This is a genomic window from Listeria valentina (genome assembly GCF_011800755.1).
Lineage (GTDB): Bacteria > Bacillota > Bacilli > Lactobacillales > Listeriaceae > Listeria > Listeria valentina.
The window spans coordinates 1-21,368 of sequence record NZ_JAATJW010000040.1 but is presented as its reverse complement, the minus strand read 5'-3'; the positions used below and the strand labels follow the sequence as shown (position 1 = coordinate 21,368).

At 39.7% G+C, this 21,368-nt stretch carries 21 protein-coding genes, 1 tRNA gene and 1 riboswitch; of the genes, 7 read left to right on the top strand and 15 right to left on the bottom strand.

Translation table 11 applies throughout. From position 1 onward, the window contains the following. Positions 1-129: 129 nt before the first annotated feature. Positions 130-489, bottom strand: a complete 360-nt coding sequence (gene crcB / locus HCK02_RS09580; RefSeq protein WP_167629895.1) for a fluoride efflux transporter CrcB — start codon at positions 487-489, stop codon at positions 130-132. Beyond that, positions 482-859 (bottom strand): fluoride efflux transporter CrcB, encoded by a 378-nt coding sequence (gene crcB / locus HCK02_RS09575; protein ID WP_167629894.1) that lies wholly within the window; start codon positions 857-859, stop codon positions 482-484. The genes crcB (HCK02_RS09580) and crcB (HCK02_RS09575) overlap by 8 nt, the downstream gene beginning before the upstream one ends. 63 nt (positions 860-922) lie before the next feature. Beyond that, positions 923-983: riboswitch (Fluoride riboswitch) on the bottom strand. 109 nt (positions 984-1,092) lie between these two features. On the opposite strand from crcB (HCK02_RS09575), the gene HCK02_RS09570 reads away from it, so the two are divergent. The 4 genes from HCK02_RS09570 (at position 1,093) to HCK02_RS09555 (ending at position 4,908) form a co-directional block, all read left to right on the top strand. Continuing rightward, positions 1,093-1,176 (top strand) — tRNA-Leu (locus HCK02_RS09570). 1,116 nt (positions 1,177-2,292) lie between these two features. Further along, on the top strand, positions 2,293-3,195 hold the full coding sequence (locus HCK02_RS09565) for an ABC transporter ATP-binding protein (RefSeq protein ID WP_167629893.1): 903 nt from the start codon (positions 2,293-2,295) through the stop codon (positions 3,193-3,195). After that, positions 3,188-4,423, top strand: coding sequence for an ABC transporter permease (locus tag HCK02_RS09560; protein WP_167629892.1), 1,236 nt, complete (start codon positions 3,188-3,190; stop codon positions 4,421-4,423). The genes HCK02_RS09565 and HCK02_RS09560 overlap by 8 nt, the downstream gene beginning before the upstream one ends. 11 nt (positions 4,424-4,434) lie before the next feature. Then, positions 4,435-4,908 carry a GNAT family N-acetyltransferase gene (locus tag HCK02_RS09555; RefSeq protein WP_246215571.1) on the top strand — a complete coding sequence of 158 codons (474 nt, stop codon included), beginning with the start codon at positions 4,435-4,437 and terminating at the stop codon, positions 4,906-4,908. A gap of 34 nt (positions 4,909-4,942) precedes the next feature. On the opposite strand, the gene HCK02_RS09550 is transcribed toward HCK02_RS09555, so the two are convergent. The 4 genes from HCK02_RS09550 to HCK02_RS09535 all read right to left on the bottom strand — a co-directional run bounded on the left by HCK02_RS09550 (position 4,943) and on the right by HCK02_RS09535 (position 9,590). Then, positions 4,943-5,911 carry a FecCD family ABC transporter permease gene (locus tag HCK02_RS09550; protein WP_167629890.1) on the bottom strand — a complete coding sequence of 323 codons (969 nt, stop codon included), beginning with the start codon at positions 5,909-5,911 and terminating at the stop codon, positions 4,943-4,945. Then, the gene (locus HCK02_RS09545; protein ID WP_167629889.1) at positions 5,908-6,888 is read right to left on the bottom strand and encodes a FecCD family ABC transporter permease; all 981 of its coding nucleotides are present in this window, start codon (positions 6,886-6,888) and stop codon (positions 5,908-5,910) included. Before HCK02_RS09545 ends, HCK02_RS09550 begins: the two co-directional genes overlap by 4 nt. A 15-nt stretch (positions 6,889-6,903) precedes the next feature. Then, complete coding sequence (locus tag HCK02_RS09540; RefSeq protein ID WP_167629888.1) at positions 6,904-7,812, bottom strand: iron-hydroxamate ABC transporter substrate-binding protein; 909 nt, start codon at positions 7,810-7,812, stop codon at positions 6,904-6,906. A gap of 764 nt (positions 7,813-8,576) precedes the next feature. Further along, positions 8,577-9,590: a PTS sugar transporter subunit IIC gene (locus HCK02_RS09535; RefSeq protein ID WP_167629887.1), complete on the bottom strand. Its 1,014-nt coding sequence runs from the start codon at positions 9,588-9,590 to the stop codon at positions 8,577-8,579. Positions 9,591-9,785: 195 nt separating this feature from the next. On the opposite strand from HCK02_RS09535, the gene HCK02_RS09530 reads away from it, so the two are divergent. Then, positions 9,786-9,965: a hypothetical protein gene (locus HCK02_RS09530; protein WP_036072006.1), complete on the top strand. Its 180-nt coding sequence runs from the start codon at positions 9,786-9,788 to the stop codon at positions 9,963-9,965. A gap of 192 nt (positions 9,966-10,157) precedes the next feature. Here HCK02_RS09530 and HCK02_RS09525 read toward each other — a convergent pair whose 3' ends face one another. The 6 genes from HCK02_RS09525 to HCK02_RS09500 form a co-directional block, all read right to left on the bottom strand. Beyond that, entirely contained in the window at positions 10,158-10,448 is a 291-nt protein-coding gene (locus HCK02_RS09525; RefSeq protein ID WP_167629886.1) for a nucleotide pyrophosphohydrolase, read from the bottom strand. 64 nt (positions 10,449-10,512) lie between these two features. Beyond that, positions 10,513-10,839 carry a thioredoxin family protein gene (locus tag HCK02_RS09520; RefSeq protein WP_167629885.1) on the bottom strand — a complete coding sequence of 109 codons (327 nt, stop codon included), beginning with the start codon at positions 10,837-10,839 and terminating at the stop codon, positions 10,513-10,515. Then, the gene (locus HCK02_RS09515) at positions 10,836-11,273 is read right to left on the bottom strand and encodes a flavodoxin (protein WP_167629884.1); all 438 of its coding nucleotides are present in this window, start codon (positions 11,271-11,273) and stop codon (positions 10,836-10,838) included. Before HCK02_RS09515 ends, HCK02_RS09520 begins: the two co-directional genes overlap by 4 nt. Then, complete coding sequence (locus HCK02_RS09510; protein WP_167629883.1) at positions 11,270-12,319, bottom strand: ribonucleotide-diphosphate reductase subunit beta; 1,050 nt, start codon at positions 12,317-12,319, stop codon at positions 11,270-11,272. The genes HCK02_RS09515 and HCK02_RS09510 overlap by 4 nt, the downstream gene beginning before the upstream one ends. Before the next feature lie 86 nt (positions 12,320-12,405). Next, positions 12,406-14,682 carry a ribonucleoside-diphosphate reductase subunit alpha gene (locus HCK02_RS09505; protein ID WP_167629882.1) on the bottom strand — a complete coding sequence of 759 codons (2,277 nt, stop codon included), beginning with the start codon at positions 14,680-14,682 and terminating at the stop codon, positions 12,406-12,408. A 490-nt stretch (positions 14,683-15,172) separates the two neighbouring features. Then, positions 15,173-16,513: an MATE family efflux transporter gene (locus tag HCK02_RS09500; protein ID WP_167629881.1), complete on the bottom strand. Its 1,341-nt coding sequence runs from the start codon at positions 16,511-16,513 to the stop codon at positions 15,173-15,175. Positions 16,514-16,711: 198 nt separating this feature from the next. On the opposite strand from HCK02_RS09500, the gene HCK02_RS09495 reads away from it, so the two are divergent. Next, complete coding sequence (locus HCK02_RS09495; RefSeq protein WP_167629880.1) at positions 16,712-17,056, top strand: YxeA family protein; 345 nt, start codon at positions 16,712-16,714, stop codon at positions 17,054-17,056. A 59-nt stretch (positions 17,057-17,115) separates the two neighbouring features. Here the strand turns inward: HCK02_RS09495 and HCK02_RS09490 are convergent, their stop codons facing one another. Further along, on the bottom strand, positions 17,116-17,484 hold the full coding sequence (locus HCK02_RS09490; RefSeq protein WP_167629879.1) for a hypothetical protein: 369 nt from the start codon (positions 17,482-17,484) through the stop codon (positions 17,116-17,118). An 80-nt stretch (positions 17,485-17,564) separates the two neighbouring features. Next, on the bottom strand, positions 17,565-18,542 hold the full coding sequence (pta, locus tag HCK02_RS09485; protein ID WP_167629878.1) for a phosphate acetyltransferase: 978 nt from the start codon (positions 18,540-18,542) through the stop codon (positions 17,565-17,567). A 274-nt stretch (positions 18,543-18,816) separates the two neighbouring features. On the opposite strand from pta, the gene HCK02_RS09480 reads away from it, so the two are divergent. Beyond that, positions 18,817-19,968, top strand: a complete 1,152-nt coding sequence (locus tag HCK02_RS09480) for an aminotransferase class I/II-fold pyridoxal phosphate-dependent enzyme (protein ID WP_167629877.1) — start codon at positions 18,817-18,819, stop codon at positions 19,966-19,968. A gap of 39 nt (positions 19,969-20,007) precedes the next feature. On the opposite strand, the gene HCK02_RS09475 is transcribed toward HCK02_RS09480, so the two are convergent. Continuing rightward, on the bottom strand, positions 20,008-21,156 hold the full coding sequence (locus HCK02_RS09475) for an ArgE/DapE family deacylase (RefSeq protein WP_167629876.1): 1,149 nt from the start codon (positions 21,154-21,156) through the stop codon (positions 20,008-20,010). Positions 21,157-21,368 lie beyond the last annotated feature (212 nt).

The window sequence follows — 21,368 nt, the reverse complement described above, 5'->3', positions numbered from 1 at the left end:
TGTATCACATGTGAAAGATGGACTACAACCCTTTTTCCTATTTGTTCACATTTTAGACACAATTTTTCAAATTTTTTTTCTTAAAGATAAAGCCTTCTAAAAACTACTATTCAGAAGGCTATATTCTTCTCAAAAAAGGCTTCCTAGTAAAACACCTAAATAGGCAGCGAGTAACCCAAAGCCATAACTAAAGATCAAATAAGCAGCTAATTTTTTGTATTCCTTATGTCGATATAATTCAATATTTTCAACTTTAAAAGTTGAAAACGTAGTATATCCCCCCATAAAACCAGTTCCAAGGAGTAAAACTAAAAAGCTAGCCAGATTACTGGACAGCAAAATACCTAATAAAAAAGAACCCGAAATATTGATTAAAAATGTCGGCCACGGAAAATCACTTTTCCACTTCTTTTTCAAATAAAGAGTAAGCAAATAGCGAGTCATTCCGCCAAAAGCAGCACCAAATCCAACCACAAACACATTAAGCACTTCGTTTATCCCACCTTTTCGAAACCTTATAACCTAGGGCAGCTGCAGCTAGTCCCCCGATCAAGCTTATAGCGATATAAAGAAAAGCTTCCGCATAGGCGCCAGCTTGAAGCAAGTGAATATTTTCGACGCTAAAACTTGAAAAAGTTGTAAAAGAGCCAACAAATCCAGTTCCCATTGCCGTAATCATTTCCTGACTAAAGCGGGTATGTTTAGCAAAACTTTGAGTGATGAGCGCAAGCAAAAAACACCCTAAAAGATTAACCGCAAGCGTGGCAAGAGGAAAGGTGTCGCTTGGTAGAATTAAACTGACTCCGTAGCGAGCCATTCCACCTAAAGCGCTAAAAATAGCAATATACAAAAGATACATTTTCTAAAACCTCCAATAAAAAAACTCCTATTTAAATAAACATCGGTTCATTTGCCCATGTACATTTAAATAGGAGTCATCAGCGAATATCGCATTTTAGGCGAACTCCATCGCCTTTCCAGTAAATACTATACGTGAAAAAAGCAGGATACGCAAGAAAAATTGCATAACGCTCGTGATAACCGTTGACAAACAGGTCAACTTAATACTATAATAATTTTTGTTGCGATAAAGCGGTCGTGGCGGAATTGGCAGACGCGCTAGGTTGAGGGCCTAGTGGGCATTAGCTCGTGGAGGTTCAAGTCCTCTCGGCCGCATCTTAGAATAAGAACGGGTTTCAGGATTAAGCGATTTTTCCTGAAACCCGTTTTTTTGTTGTTTAAAACTTAAAAAAATAGATTCATCATCTTCTCTTGTTATGACAAGGCCGCACTAACTTGTTTTTAAATTAGGCTCTTCTTTTATACATAATTATCACACACCCGTAATACCAAATACAAAAAGAATAGCTATTAATGCTGCTAATGGTCCAAACGACATTATCCTTCAGCTGCTCTAGTTTTTATTTTGCTTCTTAATGACTTGAAAAAGACCTATCATTACTAGATATCCTAGCAGCACACCAAAAATATACTCGCTAATCCAACTACTATATCTATAGAACTATTATTTCCTGGCAAAACCTGATTTGCAATTGGAGCTATGATAAACTCATTAATCACATAGGCAAAAATCAGTGTTAAAACTATTCGAATGACTAGAATTAAAGCTTTCAATTGCCCTTTTGACTCCTAGTATAAAACCTCTAAGTTGTCTAAATACCATTTTCTCACTCACTTTGATATAAAAAATGCCCCATCCAAAAAAATGAGGCAAAGTTTTTGTCCGCTATTTAGTTTGTTTCGGAATAACATAGCTCTAAAACAAAGCATCTTGGAAATCGGATTGCCTCACAGTTTTGGAACCATTCAGAATAACATAGCTCTAAAACCATGTCATTGTTCGCTGATTTAATCACAACGTTTTGGAACCATTCAGAATAACATAGCTCTAAAACAGATATCAGCGAGACTTGATTTGGTCTTATGTTTTGGAACCATTCAGAATAACATAGCTCTAAAACCTCGGAAAGTTTTTCCGACATTTCGTAATCGCGCTACTCGCTCCTAGCAGAACTTCCATTCTGATGGTTCTTCTGTGCTACATTCCAAATTTCTCTTGATCCCATCATATAGCTTTATTTGTTAAAAAACAAGTCCGTTTCCTATTTGGTCATTCATTTCTTACAAGCTACACTCAGTCTCCAAACTAATTATAAATTTTTCTAACTTCTCGAACAGTTCCTTCAATTTCTGCCAAAAAAAGTTACTCATCGGCGAGGAAGTTTGGTAAAATGGAGAGTACATTCAGACAATTAATAAGGAGGAACACATATGGTGCTTGAACTACAACATGTTACAAAAGCATTTGGCGAGAAACGGGCAGTCGACGATTTGTCTTTTCGAGTCGATTCTGGCGAAATTTTAGGCCTTATCGGTCAAAATGGTGCTGGGAAAACCACTACTTTTCGCTTGATTCTAGGCTTTATTGAAGCAACTTCCGGACAAATTTCTTGGGATAATGGTTCGGCTAGTCAAATAAATCCTAATGATATTGGCTACTTACCTGAAGAACGAGGCCTTTATCCAAATGTCACAATCGAAGAACAGCTCACTTTCTTTGCTGAGTTGAAGGGAATTCCGAAAAAGCAGGCTCTCTCTGAAATTGATATGTGGATGGAACGTGCGGAAATTGTGGGTAAGAAAACGGATCTTGTCAAGACGCTTTCAAAAGGGAATCAGCAGAAAGTTCAACTTATTAGTACGATTTTACATAATCCCAAATTGCTTATTTTGGATGAACCTTTTAGTGGTCTCGATCCTGTTAATGCAGAAATTTTGAAGAAGCTTGTTTTTGAAATGAAGGAACGCGGGGCGGCGATTATTTTTTCAAGTCACCGGATGGAAAATGTTGAGGAACTCTGTGATTCGCTCATTATGCTTCGGCAAGGAAAGACGATTCTAAGAGGCGACACGACTTCTGTGAAGGAAAGTTTTGGTCATAAGCAAATTCGCCTAAAAGCGCCTTATTCGGACGAAGAATTGCTGGCTCTTCCGGGCGTCGTTCGGATTCAGACTTTGCGCGATAGGATTCGCCGGATTGAACTTGAAGATGAAAAATATGCGGATGCCGTGTTTGAATTTGTTACGAAAGATGGATTTATCCCCATGTTTAGTCTTGAAACACCAAGCCTTGAAGAAATTTTCAAATTGAAAGCGGGGGATCAGCATGAATAAATTTTGGGTGATCACAAAACAAGTCTATAAGCGCCACGTTAAAACGAAATCCTTCATCATCTCGCTTCTTCTTCCTTTGATTGTTGCCGGGATTGCTCTTGCTCTTCCTAAAATCATGGATTATTTTGGAAATGATGATTCGGCTAAGATCGCTGTGCTCTCGAACAATACGGCTTTCGTGGAAGTGATCAAGCAAAATAAGGAACACTTTAAAGTAAATGATGCCATTACTTCTAAAAAAGCGGCTCAGAAGGCGCTCACAGCTGAAAAAATTGATGGTTACTTAACGATTTCTGAAAAGAATGGTATGTTTCATGCGGTTTACACGACGCGCGAAACGCCTGGAAAAGAGATTATGACACAGCTCTCGCAAAGTCTAACAGCAGTCAAAGTCCAACTAAAGGCGACGGAATACGGGCTCGATCAAAAAAAATTAACGGCGCTCACGTCTGAGGTTCCTGTTAAAAATCAGTTGAAGTCCGATAAAGAATTAACAGACAGTCAAAAAGATGTTATGCAAGCTGCCAATTTGTTTTTGACGTTAATTGTTTTCTTTTTTGTGATTAGTTATGCCAATATTGTGGCGGCAGAAATCGCTACTGAAAAAGGAACGCGTATTATGGAAGTGATTTTATCCAGCGTTTCTGCAACGACGCACTTCTTAGCTAAACTCTCAGCGATTGTGCTCATGCTACTCACGCAAATTGGCTGTTATTTTGTAGTGGGTTTCATTGCCATGATTAGTTTGCAAAAAACGGACATGGTTCGCGGCCTCTTAGATCAACTGGCGAACTTCCCTGTCTCCTATTTAATTTTAAATCTACTCTTTGTTTTCTTTGGTTTACTGCTTTACATCGTTCTTGCTGCAATGGCTGGCTCGCTCGTGCCCAATGTGGAAACGGTCGCGCAGTTTATTTATCCGCTTACGATTTTTTCAATAGTGGGTTATTGGGGTTCGATCGTCGCAACAAGTATTCCTGATAATATTATTGTCGTCATCGGTTCTTATATCCCTGTTTTTTCTCCGATGATGATGATTGCTCGGATGAATATGCTTGCAGTTTCTGATTTTGGCATTCTTATTTCACTCGGAATTTTGATTATCACTGTGGGTCTTGCCTTCTTGCTCACCTTCCGACTTTATAAGAGCAATGTGTTACTTTATTCAAATGAAGGTTTGCTTAAAACTCTTAGAAAATCCTTTGCATATGCTAAAAAAGAGAAATGAAGGTGAAGAATTTGGAAATTAGGCTTTGTCATAAAGAAGATGCCCGTTCTATGATGGAACTTGAAAATTTAGTTTGGACAAAAGGAACTACGCCGGCAGAAATTCACTTCGAGTCAGAAGCAGAATTTCTTGAAAAAAATCCGCCAGGTTCAAAAGCAGTAGCCGTGATTGATGGGAAAGTCGCTGGGATTCTTGGATACCACGCGCCGCATACTCTAAAGGCTGTTCAGCACGTGCTGGAACTGGATATTGCTGTTCATCCAGACTACCAAAAACAAGGAATCGCTGGACAATTAATGAATTTCTTAAAAGAAATGGCGCAAAAAAATGGCATCAAGAAACTTCAATTGCGGGTTTTATCAACCAACGAGAAAGCGATTCGTTTTTATCAAAAAAATGGTTTTCATAAGGAAGGCGTTCTTGAAAAGCAATTCTTGCTTGACGGAGCTTATGTAGATGACATTTTTATGGCATACTTTCTTTAAAAAATAGAGAGGAGACCTTTTCTGGGTCTCCTCTCTATTTTTTGAATAACAGATAAATGAAATACGGGCTTCCGATCAATGAAAGTAAAATGCCCGATGGTAATTGTAATCGCATGGCAATCGTGTCTGCGAGTAAAAATAGAAAAGCTCCGACTAGCATAGCGACTGGTAAAAATAACCGGTGGCGTGGTCCAACAAGAGCTCGAGCAATATGTGGGCCCAGTAAACCTAAAAAGGCGATGCTTCCTGTGATCGACACAGCGACAGCCGCTAGTAAAACAGCACAAATTAGGAACAGCGTACGCCACATGGTGACTCTCACGCCTAAATTAAGCGCGGTGTTTTCATCAAGTGTCAGTAAATCAAGTGTGCGATTTTTTAGTAGTATAAAGGGCACGATTACAAGAAGCGTCACACCTAAAATAAATACGAAAAGCCAGTCTAATCCCCAAATTGAGCCTGCTAACCATCTGGAAAGAAAATCCACTTTTTCTCGGTTTGCTGAAGACATTAAAAGCACCATCAAACCGCTCATCGCAAACGAAAAGCCAATCCCATTCAAGATCAAGCTTCCTGGTCGGTTGCGCGAAAAAAGAACGATTAAAAAAGCAGTTAGTAAAGCGCCAACGCCTCCTGCAAGTGGAAGAAAAGCACCGAAGCTTTCAACTTGGAAGGGTACGAAAAGAAAGAAAATCGCGATGCCGAGTCCGGCGCCTGAATTGATACCGATGATTCCCGGGTCGGCCAAGTCATTTTTTAATACGGTTTGGAATAAGCTTCCCGATAAGACGAGGCTGATCCCGGCGAGCAAGATGATCAAAAGACGCGGTAAGCGGAGGTCGAACAAAATAAAGTTCTCAAGCACCTCCCCGTTTCCTGTTAAAACGGCTAGAACTCTTGAAAAAGATAACGCATCTGTTCCGAGCGACAAATTAACGATAATGAGCGCCAAAAGCAAGAAAACGCCGCCTGAAAAGAGCCATTTATAAGAAATTCGTGTCATGCTTTCAGCCCCTTTCGTACGATAAAGACGAAGAATGGCAGCCCAACCACTGACAGAATCGCGATAATGGGAACTTCAAACGGGGCGGCGATAACGCGGCTAAACAAATCGGATATGACGAGAAAAACCGCACCGACAAGTGCTGACATGGGTAAAAGCATGCGGTAGCTAGTCCCCGCGATAAAGCGCGCAAAGTGAGGCACTAGTAAGCCGACAAAGGCAATTTCACCGATAACCGAAACAGAAACACCTGTTAAAACAGCCACTAATGTGAACAAGAAAAAACGGATGCGGCCTGTTGCAACACCAAGTCCTGCTGCTACTTCGTCGCTCATTGTGAGGATGCCAATTTGTCTTGCAAAAAAGAAACTCACAAGAATCACTAGTAATAAAACAGGTGCGAGCAGGACCACTTCATGCCCGGTCACACCAGCTAAACCACCTGATGTCCACATCGTAAGTTCTTTTGAAGTTTTCGAAAGTAAGCTGATCGCGTTCGAAATAGCGAGTAGAAAAGCCGAAATTGCTGCGCCGGCAAGTACAACTTTAAACAAGTTCCCTGTTTGGGAAATCGCTAAGACAAGCAAGGTGCCAAGAGCCGCACCAAGGAAAGCTACGCCCATTTTCATTGGAAAGGCAAGGCTTGGTAAAAAAGCAATGACCATCGAAAGAGCCAATTTGGCACCAGCTGAAACACCTAGTAATCCTGGATCCGCTAACGGATTACGAGTGATAGCTTGCATGATGGTTCCTGAAACACCAAGCGCTGCCCCAATCAGCATCGCAGCAAAAATTCGCGGGATGCGAAGTTCTGTTAACGAGGCGATTTCTTTTACATGAGTTCCTTGCACAAAGCCTTCCCATAAAAAGGAAAAAGAATAGTTTACCGATCCGTAGGCAAGTGCTGCGTAGCAAGCAACTAGCAGTACAACAAAAAGAATAAAAAAACGAATCGACATTGGAATTTTAACTGTCATGACTGAACACCGCTTTTACTCTCCTAAAAAATAATTTTGAAAGATTTTTAATTGATAATCAAGTGTCATCGCGTCATTGAAGTAAAATTTATTCGCGTCCACTTGAAGAACATGGTCATTTTTTACGGCAGGAATTTCCTTGTAAGCATTTGTTTTCATGAAGGCATTTTCTGCTTTTTCGTAGCGACTAAGTACCATGTAATCGCCTGTGTAATCTGCTAGTTGTTCTGTAGAAACAGCATAATAACCGGCCTTAGCAGCGGCTTTCTTAACAGATTCAGGCATTTTAAGTCCCATGGCTTGGTATAAAACTTCTGTTCCGCGTCCCCAGCTGTCTCCAAACACATAAATTTGCTTTTCGAAACTTTCTGCTACTGAAACGGTTGTATCTGCGCCAATCTTGGCTTTGATTTCCTTTCCAGTTTTTGCAGCGCGTTTTTTAAAATCTGCTACCCAAGCGCGGGCTTCTTTTTCTTTATTTAACACTTTTCCGATTTCAATATGTTGATCTAAATAGTTGTTTTTGCCGTATGTAAATGTAACGAGCGGGGCAATTTTCTTAAGTTTATCTTGGTTTTTCATCGTACTTAACCCAAGAATAAGATCTGGTTTAAGGGCAATGATTTTTTCAATATCTTCATCCGATACTTCTTTTGCATTCTTTAAGCCTTTGTCAAAGTTTGGGTTGTTCATGCTCCATGAATCCGCACCAACAACTGGAACGCCTAATTGAAGAGCATCTCCTGTATAAGATGAAAGTATAACGACACGTTTTGGATGCGCAGGCACTTTTATTTCACCATTTTCAGATTTATAGGTAATCGTTTCCGATTTTTTTTCAGTTGATTGATCGGCTTTGGATCCCCCACAAGCTGCAAGAACAAGAATGATGCTTAGTACTCCCAAAAAAAGAACTTTTTTCATTTTCCAACCTCTTTTCATTGATAACGATTCTCAATAAACATCATACTCGTTTTAGCCTCTTCCTGTCAATTGATTTCAGGAGATGGTTTGGTTCAAAAGACTTGAATCGTGGCACAACAATTTTCCTTTTCTAGTCTTTTGTCTCATTTTTAATAAATTCCGTTTCAAAAACAGCTAAAACGGCTATTGTATTATAGCAAAAGGAAAGAGAGGCGATGCGGATGAAAACGAAAATTCTTCATTACGCACACAATGTTTAATATCGCTTCTAGTTTTCCAAATCTTGTGTGTACAAGCTGGTTTTCCAGCTTTGTCATATGCCGGTAACGTCTGATGAAAGGTTGATTTGAATTTCGGATAAGCAGGAGGAAGGCGATGGATGAAAAGCCGCGTCGAAAGTGTAAATTCGAAATTCAACACTTTGAGAAACGGATGAGCTGAAAGTCAGAAGCATTTCCTTTTAAGGATGCGATCTGAAAACAGTATCCACTAAATGCAAGGGCAAATATTTCGTTAGAGGAAACTGTGATGAGCATCATTTTTCACAGAAAAGTCAGGGAAGCTTTTCAAGTTCCCACTAGTGAATGTAATTGGTTCATTAGTTAGACGCTAACTCCACTAGCGAATGAAAAGCCTAACCGTTGTTCCTCTCAAAGACGTATGTTTATACAGAAACATCAGGCAAACCGGCCATCAGATGAGCAGGCTTGACAGCTCATCAAAAGGAACCCTCGGATGTAAACACTAATCCGAGGGTTCTCTTTTTATTCCAATTCAATTTTTAAATCGCCCGCTTTTAGTTTTTCTTGCTTCAATAAAATGGGTCTGACAAGAAGTGCCACAATAGCGGGAAATACAACAGCCACAGCGACAAAAGTTAGAAACGTTCCTATTCCCGTGTTCGCAATCAAATAAAACGGAGCGACAAAAGCGCAAAGTCCCATCCCAGCAATTTCAGCAGTTGCTTCTAAGTGAAGAACCAGCACGCCAAGCGGTCCCGCTACAAGCGTTGTTAGAAGTGGAATGATCATCAAGCTAGGCTTTCGAATAATGTTGGCGGTTTGAAGCTTTGGTGTGATAATCAGCTGAGCAAAAAAGGCACCCCAATTGTTATCTCGAAAACTCAAAACAGCGAAAGCGGCAAATTGAACTGTACAGCCGATTAAGGCAGCAGCACTAGCCGTCGGATCGAGTTGTAAAGCAATCGCTAGTGCGGCTGATGAAGCTGGACTTAAAATGAGTAAGCCAAAAATAAGTGCAATAACCATGGAAGAAATAAGTGGTGACCCGGAAACAAGTGTTGTAATAAATTGGCTCACGGTTACTAGAATGGGCGTCATGATTTTCGAAAAGAGCAACCCGGAAAGTCCGCCCGCAAGAAGCGAAACAGCTGGGATCAGGATCATATCAAATCGTGTACCACTCACCCTTTTTCCTGTCCAAACTGCAACAAGCACGGCAAGAATCGCACCGACTGGCTCGCCGCCCGAAATCGCGTAGCTTCCGTTCGCGAGTGTAACGATCCCCCCGCCTCCAATGATGGCAGAAGCCGCAGCACTGATCACAACGAGCGTATTTGCTCGTAAGCAAATCGCGATCCCTATCCCAATCCCCGGAATGAGCATGTTCTTCCCAATCGCTCCAATTTTAGTGAGAAATTCAAATCCTGCTAAGTCTCCGATCGTTTGCAGCAAAAGTCCCATCCCTAGTGTGACAAGTACCGCGTTCGCAATTCCCATCGATGCTTTATAGGAACGATCGACAAAATATTCTTTCATAAAGTGCCTACCCCTTTTCGTTTTATTTACCTTTTTTATTTTACGTGTTCTGGTGTAAAAAAGCTAGCTTTAATTGTCTTGTCATGTGTAAATTCTAAAGTTTTTTTACAACTTTCTTAAAAATTGGTCAAAGCTCTCCTCTTTTCGACTGATTTTGCGTATAATGGAACTAACCATACAGAAAGGAGCTCTCAAATGAAAGTAACTGGACTTCTCCTCTTAATTGTTGGAATCATTGGGATTGCTGTTTCATTCAGTATTTCTGGACTTGTTGGATTCGGCACATTCTTAGTTTCCCTTATTCTTACTGTTCTCGGCATCGTGCTTTTGATTAAAGTGAAAAATCGCCGCAGACGGTCTTATTCATTCCGATAAGAGTATAATTACAACTGAAAAAGCAAGGCTATTTAGCCAAAAATAAAAGAACAGAAAACGTTCAACGAAGCCATTTTGAAAATGAATTCCTTGACGATTCTGTTCTTTTTTATTTTCTATCTTACACTCTTGCTTTTTCTAAAATTGACGTAAAACTATCCGGCTCAGAGAAATTTCTGTCTAATTATGTTATTACCAAACCCGTTTCTTATTTTTCTCTAGCTTTCTGCGAATAATATCTGCCGCGTCCAGCTCAAAACTATCTGCTAGTTGCAGGGAATAAATCAACACATCCGCTAATTCATCTAAAATAGCTTCTTCGTTTTGTTCGACTGCTTCTTTTGATTCTTTCCACTGAAAACATTCTAATAGTTCTGCGGATTCAATCGAAATTGATAAAGCTAAATCTTTTTGGAGGGCATATTGCTCTTCCCAACCACGAGATTTTAAAAATGTTCGAATTTCTTCTTGTAGTTCTTTCATTACCGTTAAATACCTCCTCTAGTTGTAAAAAAAGCCCTCCAAAGCGGGAGGGCTCCAAATAGACTTATGCATTTTGTTCCAAAGTTTCTTCAATTTTGTTTGGTGGAATAAACCCATTTAAACGCGTTAACTCTTCTCCACCTTTATAGAGCACAAGTGTTGGCGTTTGACGAATGTCTTGTTCAAAGAAGAAGTTTTCGCCTATTTCTTCTAATTTTACTTTCAATACTTTCACTTTTTCTGCTTGCACCGAATTATTGAATTCTTGGAAAGAAAGATCTAGCATTTTGCAATTTGGGCAATTATCTTTCCAGAAATCCACATAAACTAATTCATCGCTTGCCATATGATTTTGAAATTCTTCTAAAGATTTGATTTCGATACTCGTCATAACGATCCACTCCTTTTTTTCAGCACTTGCTGAACAAAATTATTAATTGCTTCATAATCAGCATTAGTATGCGGCATTTGTTCGATTTTTAATGTCGGGTAATCTGTTCCAAAAAACCTCTTCATCCGGTCAACTGCCCCGCAAAAGTTTTCAATTCCCCACTGCGTTTCCCCAGTTCCAAACAAAGCAACATGCTCTGGTTTTCCCCCTAGTTCGGCAATAAAATCTTTCATATCCGGTGGGGTTCTACCGTAATCAACCGTCCATGCCCCCAACATGTAAAGGTCAAAAGATTCATCGAGCGGGTAATCTGCATCCGGTGCGACCCGAAAAGCGGTCACATCATGCCCAAGCGCTTCAAGACGTTCCAGAATCAGGTCTGCAACCATCTTCGTGTTTCCGCTTAAAGAATCATAGGCAAGAAGGATTCTCATAGATCGTCAAATCCGTTATCAATATTCGTCTTTTTATAACTTGAATTGCGCATTTCGAAGAAGTCTGTCTTCGTTTCTGTGAAATTATCCGCATAAGCTTTAATCCATGTCATCGTATTATCGCTATATCCTGGATAAAGTTCTTCCATCCCAAGCATGCCAAGCATTTTATTCGCACGGTACTTCACGTAATCGACCATTTCATCCACATCAATACCTTCAATTCCTTGAAGTACTTCGCTTGACCATTCTGTTTCTAATTCTACTGCATGCTTGAAGGCATTATTCGTATATTCAACCAGTTCATCTGTTTGAAGTTCTGGATTTTCGCCTAAAATTGCACGAATCACTTCGGAAATAAATTTCGAGTGAGCTAGTTCGTCACGGTTGATAAAACTAATGATTTTTCCAGTTCCATTCATCTTATTTTGTCTTACCAAATTGTAGAAGTAAGCAAATCCGCTATAGAAGTTGATTCCTTCTAAAATGGATGATTGAATTAAAGCCTTGACGATGGTTTCGCCTGTTTTGTTTTCCATAAAGTTATTATAAGCTTCCATGATCGGTTCATTTCGCTTAATAATCGTTGGATGTGTTCTTGCAAAATCAAAAATCCGATTTTGATTCTTAAGATCTGTAATCGAAGCTAGAACGTAAGAATAACTTTCATTATGAATCACTTCTTGTTGTGCAATGATCGCTGCATTAGCGTGCACAGCTGGATCTGTTACATATTCCGCAATATTATAAATGAAACGTGTTTGCGGCGAATCAAGCGTTGCAAGTAATCCAATAATAGAATCAAAAGCGTTCCGTTCTTCTTCTGATAGTAGCGGATACTGTTTAGCATCCCCTTTCATATCTACTTCATCTGGAATCCAGTAGTTCGTTGAAAGCTCTTTATAAGCTCGATAAAAGGATGGATACGGGATGTCATTCCAATTTAAAATCCCACTTGTTTCACCGTTAATAATCGCAGTGGCATGGTTTGGATACATCGGTTCTAAAATTTTGATTCTGGTCAATGCTTTGCCTTGGTCTCCCATCAGCTAGGCCTCCTTTAAATTCTTCTCGTATTATATGTAAGAAAGAGGAGACAGCGAAATCAAATTCCCTGCCTCATCATTCTTTATCAGCTTGAGCACCATTCGCATTCTTCGATATCAATATCATTCGAGCGAACATAGTAAGTCGTTTTAAGGTTTTCTCTCCATGCCGTTAAGTGAAGTTCAAGCAACGTACTTGCTTTGATTCCACTTGGTACATAAAAGTTAAAACTTAGAGATTGGTCAACATGGCGTTGACGGCGACCATTTTGACGAACACTTGCAAATTGATCTAGCTTATAAGCGCCTTTTTCATAGTATGGATATGTGGAAAGACTTAGATCCGGTGCAATTACTGGACGTCTGTAATCTTTCTTTTCTTCATAATAGAACGCACTGTAAATTGGATCAATCGAAGCCGTGGATCCAGCAATTTGAGCTGTACTCATGTTCGGTGCAACAGCAACAAGGTAAGCATTACGAATACCATTTTGTCCCACGTCTTTTGCTAGTTCACGCCAACTCTCACTTGTATAGCCGCGACTTGAGAAGTATTCACCTGTATTCCAGTCACTGCCTTTAAATACGCTATAAGCGCCTTTTTCTTTTGCTAAGCGAGAACTTGCTTGAATCGTTAAGAAGTTGATTTTTTCATACAGTTCATCTGCAAATTCTTCAGCTTCTTTTGAATCCCAAGCAATGTTTTTAATCGCTAATAAATGATGCCAACCAAATGTTCCAAGTCCAATTGAACGGTATTTCCGGTTCGTAATCGTGGCTTGTGGAACAGGCAATTCATTCAAATCAATAACGTTATCAAGCATGCGAACTTCAATGTCAATCAAGCGTTCCATTGTGCCTGCTTCTTCAGCCACAACGGCCCGGCCAAGGTTGATCGAAGACAAGTTGCAGACAACGAAATCTCCTGCTTGTTTAGTGATGACGATTTGATCTCCAGAAATCATTTCTTGGATCACTCGAGTTGGACTCATGTTTTGCATAATTTCTGTGCAAAGGTTACTAGAATAAATCATACCTTCATGTTTATTTGGATTTTTGCGGTTTACTTCATCACGGTAAAACATGAATGGGTTCCCAGTTTCAAGTTGGCTCACCATGATGCGCTTCATGATATCAATAGCTTTCACGATTTTTTTACTGATCGTTTCATCAGCCACTAATTCTTCATATTTTTCGCGGAAAGAACCTTCCCCTTTTTTCTCATCATAGAAGTCTTGTAAATACCAACCTTTTTTCGCTTTCACTTCATGCGGATCGAATAAATACCAATCTCCTCGGCGTTCTACTGCTTCCATGAATAAATCTGGAATACAAACTGCCGTGAAGATGTCATGCGCACGTAAACGTTGGTCTCCATTGTTTAAGCGAAGGTCAAGAAACATTTCAATATCTTTGTGGAATACATCCAGATAAACAGAAATAGCTCCTTTACGTTGGCCTAACTGATCCACACTTACTGCTGTATTGTTTAATTGCTTGATCCAAGGAATGACACCACCACTTGCTCCTTTGACGCCACGGATAGGTGCTCCAGTGGAACGCACATAGCCGATGTAAGCTCCAACACCACCACCGTGTTTTGAAACACGAGCAACATCTGTATTGCTGTCATAGATGCCTTGTAAGCTGTCATCGATCGTATCGATGAAGCAGCTCGAAAGTTGACCGCCTACTTTTCCTGCGTTAGCAAGCGTTGGTGTGGCAACTGTCATATACAAATTGCTAAGTGCCCAGTAAGCTTCACTCACAAGCTCCATACGCTTCGATTTTGGCTCTTCTTGCATCAAATAGAGGGCAATCGTAAGCCAGCGTTCTTGCGGAAGTTCATAGACGTTTCTTGCTTGATCGGTAGCGAGGTAACGAGTGGCTAGAAGATAAAGACCATTATATGTAAACAATTTGTCTTTATCTGGGTCAATCATTTTACCTGCTTCAATCAATTCTTCTTTCGTGTAATTCTTTAAAATGCTGCCAGAATAAATCCCGCGTTCGCCAAGACTTTCCTGTAACCCAATGTAAGACCCGTATTTATCGTCATCATTATAGAAACGATTTTTACTAGCTTTTTTGTATAATTTATTTAAATACAGCCGCGCTGCGAAATGTTCCCATTCAGGCAAATGAATATCCGTTTTTGCTTCTGCCTCGCGAATTAAATAATCCGTCAATTCATCAGCAGGGTAATCTTCTTTTTTCTCAATAAAACGGAAAATCTTTTCTTTGTATTCTTTGATGTCGAGCTTTGGAAATTCTTCATGAATTTTATCCAAATAGCGGTTTAAACGATCAGCATCGAAAGGTAATTTCCGATTTCCACCGTCTTTTACAATATAAGTCGTCATTTGCACTCCCCATTTCTTAAAAATTCTTCCAGCCACGTGCGGCTTTCGATCGCGTTCCCCTCTTTATGTCAAATCATAAAAATTAACTTTTTTAGAAAGAAAACGTTCTCTTTAAAAAAGCTAAAAACAAGTGATGCGATATTTGGTGTTAACACTATATATGGTATAACTTTTTAATTGTGAATTCAAGATATAGTACTTATGTTTTCTTTTTGAAAACGCATACAACATTGAAGTAGAGCGAAAAAATCTTATTTTATTAAATCTAAAATGAGATTGTGATAAAAAAAGCAAAATGAGATGTTAGTGGTTTTGAATGCTTGGAGTGACAAGGTTTTAGAAAATGAGTGTCATTTCACCAGAAAATTAACAAACAATTTCTAACCTTTTATTTTCACAATCTCTAAGGATAAGATACATAAAACCTTGATTTTTTCAAGTCCTAAAAGAAAAATTTTTTTAATTTTTTTCGTGAAAAAAACTTCCCGTTTTAAGAAACAGGAAGTTTAAATAAATGTTTCGAGCGTGCATAAACAAAAATACTTGCAGCAACAATCAATTCAGAAATCGGAATCGCACTAAAGACGCCGGCTGCTCCGAAAAATGGAGGTAAAACAAATAAGAAAATCACCATAAAGATCAATTCTCTTGCGATAGTTACCCAAGTTGCCATGCCAATTCGGTCTGTTGTTTGGAAATAGGTCATCATGACAAAGTTAAAGCCCATGAATAAGTAGCCCGAGAAAAAGATACGAACACCAAGTACAGCCAAATCATGGATATCTGCTTCAAAGTCACCGAACAATCGAACAATTTGATCGGCGAAAAATAGACCAATGATGAAAAAGAATAACCCTGTTAAAATCGCAACAATGGCCGCTAAGCGAACTGTTTCTTTTTCACGCCGAACAAGTTTAGCCCCGCGATAATAACTAATTAGCGGTTGAATAGCTGATCCCATACCAAGGAACATCATTAAAATGATGCTATGCGAGTAGTTTAAAACAGAAAAGGCCGCCACACCTGCTGTTCCTGCCACAGCCGCAATTGCAATATTATAGCCCATCGTGAAAACGGACATCCCAAGTTCGGATAAAAAGCTTGGTAATCCAATTGAAAAGGTCCGCTTAAGCGAATCAAGCGTTAAACTAAAACGAACGAATTTCAACCGGCTTGTTTTCTTGAAAAAGTGTGTCGCAAGAATAACAACTCCGATTGCAATGGCAGAAACCGTTGCGAGAGCTGAACCTTTTACACCTAAATCTAAAATGAATAAAAAGATATAATTCAAAAGAATATTCATCAGGGCCGTCACAATGAGTGCGATCATCGCTAAGTTGGGATCGCCATCATTTCGCACAAAAATACTTAAAATATTTTCAAGTGTCAGAACGAAACCAAACAGTAGCAAAACATTCATATATTCCATTACATAGGGAATGGTTTCTTCATTCGCACCGAGCGTATACGCAAGTGGAATTCGAAAAACAAAAGCGAAAATAGCGAGTAGGACTGTAATCGCAAGCACCATCAAAATCGAGCGCGTAAAAATAACTTGCGCAAGCCCCACTTTCTTTTCGCCGAGCGCAAACGAATATTGTGTTGCCCCTCCGATCCCGATCCAAAGCGAAATCGCTGTAAAAATCGAAAACACAGGGACAGCAATATTGATACCCGCAAGCGCCACGCCACCAAGGCGATGCCCTACAAAAATACCATCGATGACAATGTTAATCGACATCAGCAACATACCAACAAGTGAAGGAATTAAATATTTAACATAAACCTTTCCGACTGAGCTACTTTCTAAAATTTGATCACTATTTTTCATCTTACATCCCTCGTTTTTACCTAACGGTTATTAGCTTTTCTATTTAACCATATTTTTACTAAGAAAAGCAAGACTTTTTTCTCGAACATGACAAAATCGTAAGGTATATTCTTATTTTGTTAGGTTATCCGAGGGAATGTATATCTTTTTTTCTGTAGAATAAGAGTATAGAGAAAGAAAAAACTAAAGGAGGGCATTATGAAGAAAAAAACAACTTTGCTAGGATTTCTAACCGTAACATTGCTCTTATCCACTCTTTTTATTTTTGAATATTTAGTTCCAGATGATCAAACAGCTAGCTCTTATTTTGTTAAAATGAAATCAAATGGAGAAACCGTCAAAAAAAATCAATTTAAAGGCTATAAATACACGGAAACTGTGTATAATTCAAAAGGACATTCTTCCAAACTTTCTTTTTACTCAGGTAAAAAGCTAGCACAAAATGAACGTTTTAAAATTATCGTAAACAGCAATCATTTGGTTTCGAATTACAAAAAAGTAACCAACTTGCCTAAAAACGTACAATATTTGGCAGAAAAATAAGCCAGCTTCTAGTGCGGCTCCCTTCCCCTCACTCGGGACGATCAAGGCTCGCAAGCGGCTTATTTTTCTTGGCGAATATTTTCATTATAATAGTGAATCACGTGACGCACAAAAAGCTGCGCAACAACCATTAATACCCAAGTATAAATCAACATGAAATGCTCCCCAAATGGCTCATAATATTCCATATCCTCTACTAGGAAAAAATGGGCAAATAAAAATGAAAAGACTAAACTGCCTAGATTCCAGCACAGCAAACTGAGTATTGTATAGTTTTTACTCACATAACCCGTCACGACAAAGTAAAAAATGGTGAGCGGGATAAGAAACCACGGATAAGTGGCAGAAGCGGTGAAAGTATACTCAACATAAAAATATAAAAAAGGCACAGGTATGCACGCAAGAATCGGAAATAAAATGCGTTTCATAAATTTATCCTCCTTTTCTTTTTCATACCCACTTGTATGCCTAATTATGCAAAAAATCCAAGCCTCGGCTTGGATTTTTTTTATTCGCTAACTGCTTGAGCAGCGGTAATCAATGAAAGATTGTAAACGTCTTGTGTGTTACATCCGCGTGATAAATCGTTAACAGGAGCATTTAAACCTTGTAAGATGGGGCCAACCGCTTCAAAATTTCCAAGACGTTGTGCAATTTTATAACCGATGTTTCCTGCTTCAAGGCTTGGGAAGATAAATACATTAGCGTCCCCTTTTATTACGGAACCTGGTGCTTTTTGTTCAGCCACACTTGGAACGAACGCTGCATCAAATTGGAATTCCCCATCAAGCGTCAATTCAGGTGCTTTTTCTTTCGCTAATTGAGTAGCTTCCGCAACTTTTTCGGTTTCCTCCGATTTAGCAGATCCTTTTGTAGAAAAGCTTAGCATTGCAACACGTGGATCAATATCGAAAATTGAAGCCGTTCCAGCGCTAACAACCGCATTTTCAGCTAAGTCCGCTGCTGTTGGTGCAATGTTGATCGCTACATCACTAAACAAGTAACGTTCTGCGTCACGAACCATGATCATCGCGCCTGCCACTTTCGAAATGCCAGGTTTTGTTTTAATAATTTGTAGGGCTGGACGAACCGTATCCCCCGTTGAATGAATCGCTCCACTTACTAGCCCGTCTGCTTTTCCAGTGAAAACAAGCATCGTTCCAAAGTAATTTGGATCAAGTAAAAGTTTTTCAGCGTCTGCTTGCGTTGCTTTTCCTTTTCTACGTTCTACAAAAGCCGCTACAAGTTCAGAGAAATCAGCATCGCCTTGTGGATTTCTTATTTCAACACCAGTAAGTTCCACACTTGCTTTTTTAGCGGCTGCTGCAATTTCTTCTTCCGTTCCAAGAAGAATCGGTTCAACAATTCCTTCTTTTTTTAATCTAGCTGCAGCGCCAACAATTCGTTCATCTTTTCCTTCTGGCAGAACAATCTTAACGTTTTTTCCTGCCACTTGTTTTTTAATGGATGTAAATAAATCGCTCATTTTCGCAATTCCTCCCAATTTCTTCGTATTCCTTATCCTTCCTATCATACTATAACTTGTGTAATAAAAAAACCTGAAAAACAGCTTATTTCCTTGTTTTTCCTGCTATATGACAGCTACATGACAACAGCTAACTAGGTTATTTGAAGACTTTCCCTTGGAATCTTTTTTCCTGTACTAATCGCTTGTTCCCGTTTCTTCTCGCTCCTGTTCGCCTTTTGTCGCTTCTTTATGATATGATAAAACACAGAACAAATAGAAAAAGGTGAAGTGTATGTTAAAACCTATTCGACCTGAATTAGCAGAAATTCAAATTAGTGGCATTCGTCGCTTTAATACGCGCGTTTCTGGCATTCGCGATATGATTAAATTGACGCTCGGTGAACCCGATTTTTATACGCCAGAACATATCAAGCAAGCAGCGATAGATGCGATTCATGAAAATTTTACAAACTACACGAATAATGCCGGCATGCCTGAACTTCTTCGTGCGGCTTCCGATTATTTTAATGAAAAGTACCAACTCGGCTTCTCTGAAGAAGAAATTATTACGACTGTCGGAGCAACAGAGGCGATTGCAGTTGTACTTGAAACGACCCTTAGCGCTGGTGATGAAGTCATTTTGCCAGATCCGATTTATCCAGGATACGAACCGATCATTCGCCTTCTGGGAGCGGTCCCTATTAAAGTAGATACAACGGCTAGCGGTTTTAAATTAACACCCGAACAGCTAGAACAAGCGATTTCGAAAAAAACAAAGGCACTAATCCTGCCTTATCCTTCTAACCCAACCGGTGTCTCGTTAGACGAAGTAGAATTAGCTGCACTTGCTTCCGTCCTAGAAAAAACAGGAATTTATGTAGTGGCTGATGAAATTTATAGTGAACTCCATTACGGCTCTGCACACGTTTCTATTCGTAAGTTTTTGCCAAAGCAAACGATCGTAATCAATGGTTTATCGAAGTCTCATGCGATGATAGGCTTTCGAATCGGCTTTTTGATGGCAGAAAAAAACTTGCTTAAAGAAATGCTTAAAGTGCATCAATATACCGTTACTTGCGCAAGTTCGATCAGCCAAAAAGCTGCCCTTGAAGCCGTTACAAACGGAAAAGAAGATTGCCTGCCGATGCGCACTGAATATAAAACAAGGGCCGGCTTTGTCGAGCAACGACTACTCAAAATGGGCTTTGAAATCATCCCGCCAGATGGCGCCTTTTATTTTTTCGTTAAATTGCCCGATTCCGTTCAAGAAAATGCTTTCGACTGGGCCGTGCGTCTTGCAGAAGAAGCCAAAGTAGCAGTTGTTCCCGGAGAAGCGTTTTCCGAGAAAGGCGAGCGCTACTTCAGACTATCTTATGCAGCATCTTTTGACGACCTTGCTGAAGCGATGGAACGCATGCAAAACTTCATGGCTCAATTTCAATAAAAAAGCGATTCGAGGGAAGCCTCGAATCGCTTTTTTTGCTTACTTCTCATTCAAAAAATCCACCATCATGTCCTTATACACTTCAATCATATCCATGTAATTTTGGATGGAGACATATTCGTCCACTTGGTGCGCCATTTCTCCAACGCCTGGGCCAAAAACAATGACCGGGAATTCTTTTTTGGCTTTGATAAACTCAGCTGCATCCGTCGTTCCTGCCGCCGTAACGAACTTGATTTTTTCGCCAGTTTGTTTTTCATAAGCCGCTTGACCGATTCGTGCAATATCCGAATCTTTATCGCTAAAAACAGGAAGTTTATCATAGTCCCAAACAAGTTCTAATTTCACATCTTTTTCCGCATTCAACTTTTTCAAAATATCCGCAAACACGTTTTGAATTTTTTCATTATCCACCTCAGGGATCGTCCGAATGTTCCCTTGTAGCTTCGCAAATTCAGGAATGCTATTTACTTGATTCCCGCCTGAAACGACGGTCGCATTGTGCGTGAAGTTGCCAAGTAATGGACTGCTTTCCTTGATCGAAGCGACAAAATCTTCAACTTCATTATAAAACAGCATCAAGTTATCAATCGCATTGACTCCAAACTCTGGCATGGAGCTATGTGCATTCTTGCCGTATGAAGTTACCGTATAGTTCATGGATCCCTTATGCGCATAGCAAATTTGTGGCCCACTTGGTTCCCCGATAACAAGAGCATCCAAATCATCCGCATAGCCTTCCGAAGTCAACTGTTCCGCTCCAAGCTCTCCGATTTCTTCACCAACCGTCGCAAGAAGTTTCACCTTACCAGGAAGTTCTTTCTTTTCTTCTTTTAATTCAATCATCGCAATTACCATCGCAGCGAGCCCAGACTTCATATCCGTCGACCCACGACCATAAAGCTTCCCATCTTTTTCAGTCGCTTCAAACGGTGGGTAAGTCCATTTTGACACGTCTCCAGCATCGACGACGTCCATATGCCCCGAAACGCCCAGCACACGCTTACCACTTTCTCCAATTTCACTCACTAAACTAGCTCGATTTTCAGCAAATTGAACTTTTTTCGAATCAATGCCATGCTGTTTAAATAGATCTGCTAAATAATCTGCTACCGCTTCTTCATTTCCATTCGTTGAATCAATGTTTACGATGTCCTTAAGAATTTGCAATCTTTCCTGTTGTTCCATGTTTGATTCCCTTCCTTCTATAAAGTCATATATTTAGTTCCCTCTATAACTAGTTTCAAACTAAATCTTTACAAATTTAAGGTTTCGCTATCCTTCCAAAACGAAGCCTGCAAAATTACATTTGCAGGCTTCGTTCCAGACTGTCGAAAAACGCCGATCCCTCCATGAGAAAGAAGAGGGATGGGCGTTTTTTTCTATAAAAATGGAAAAAG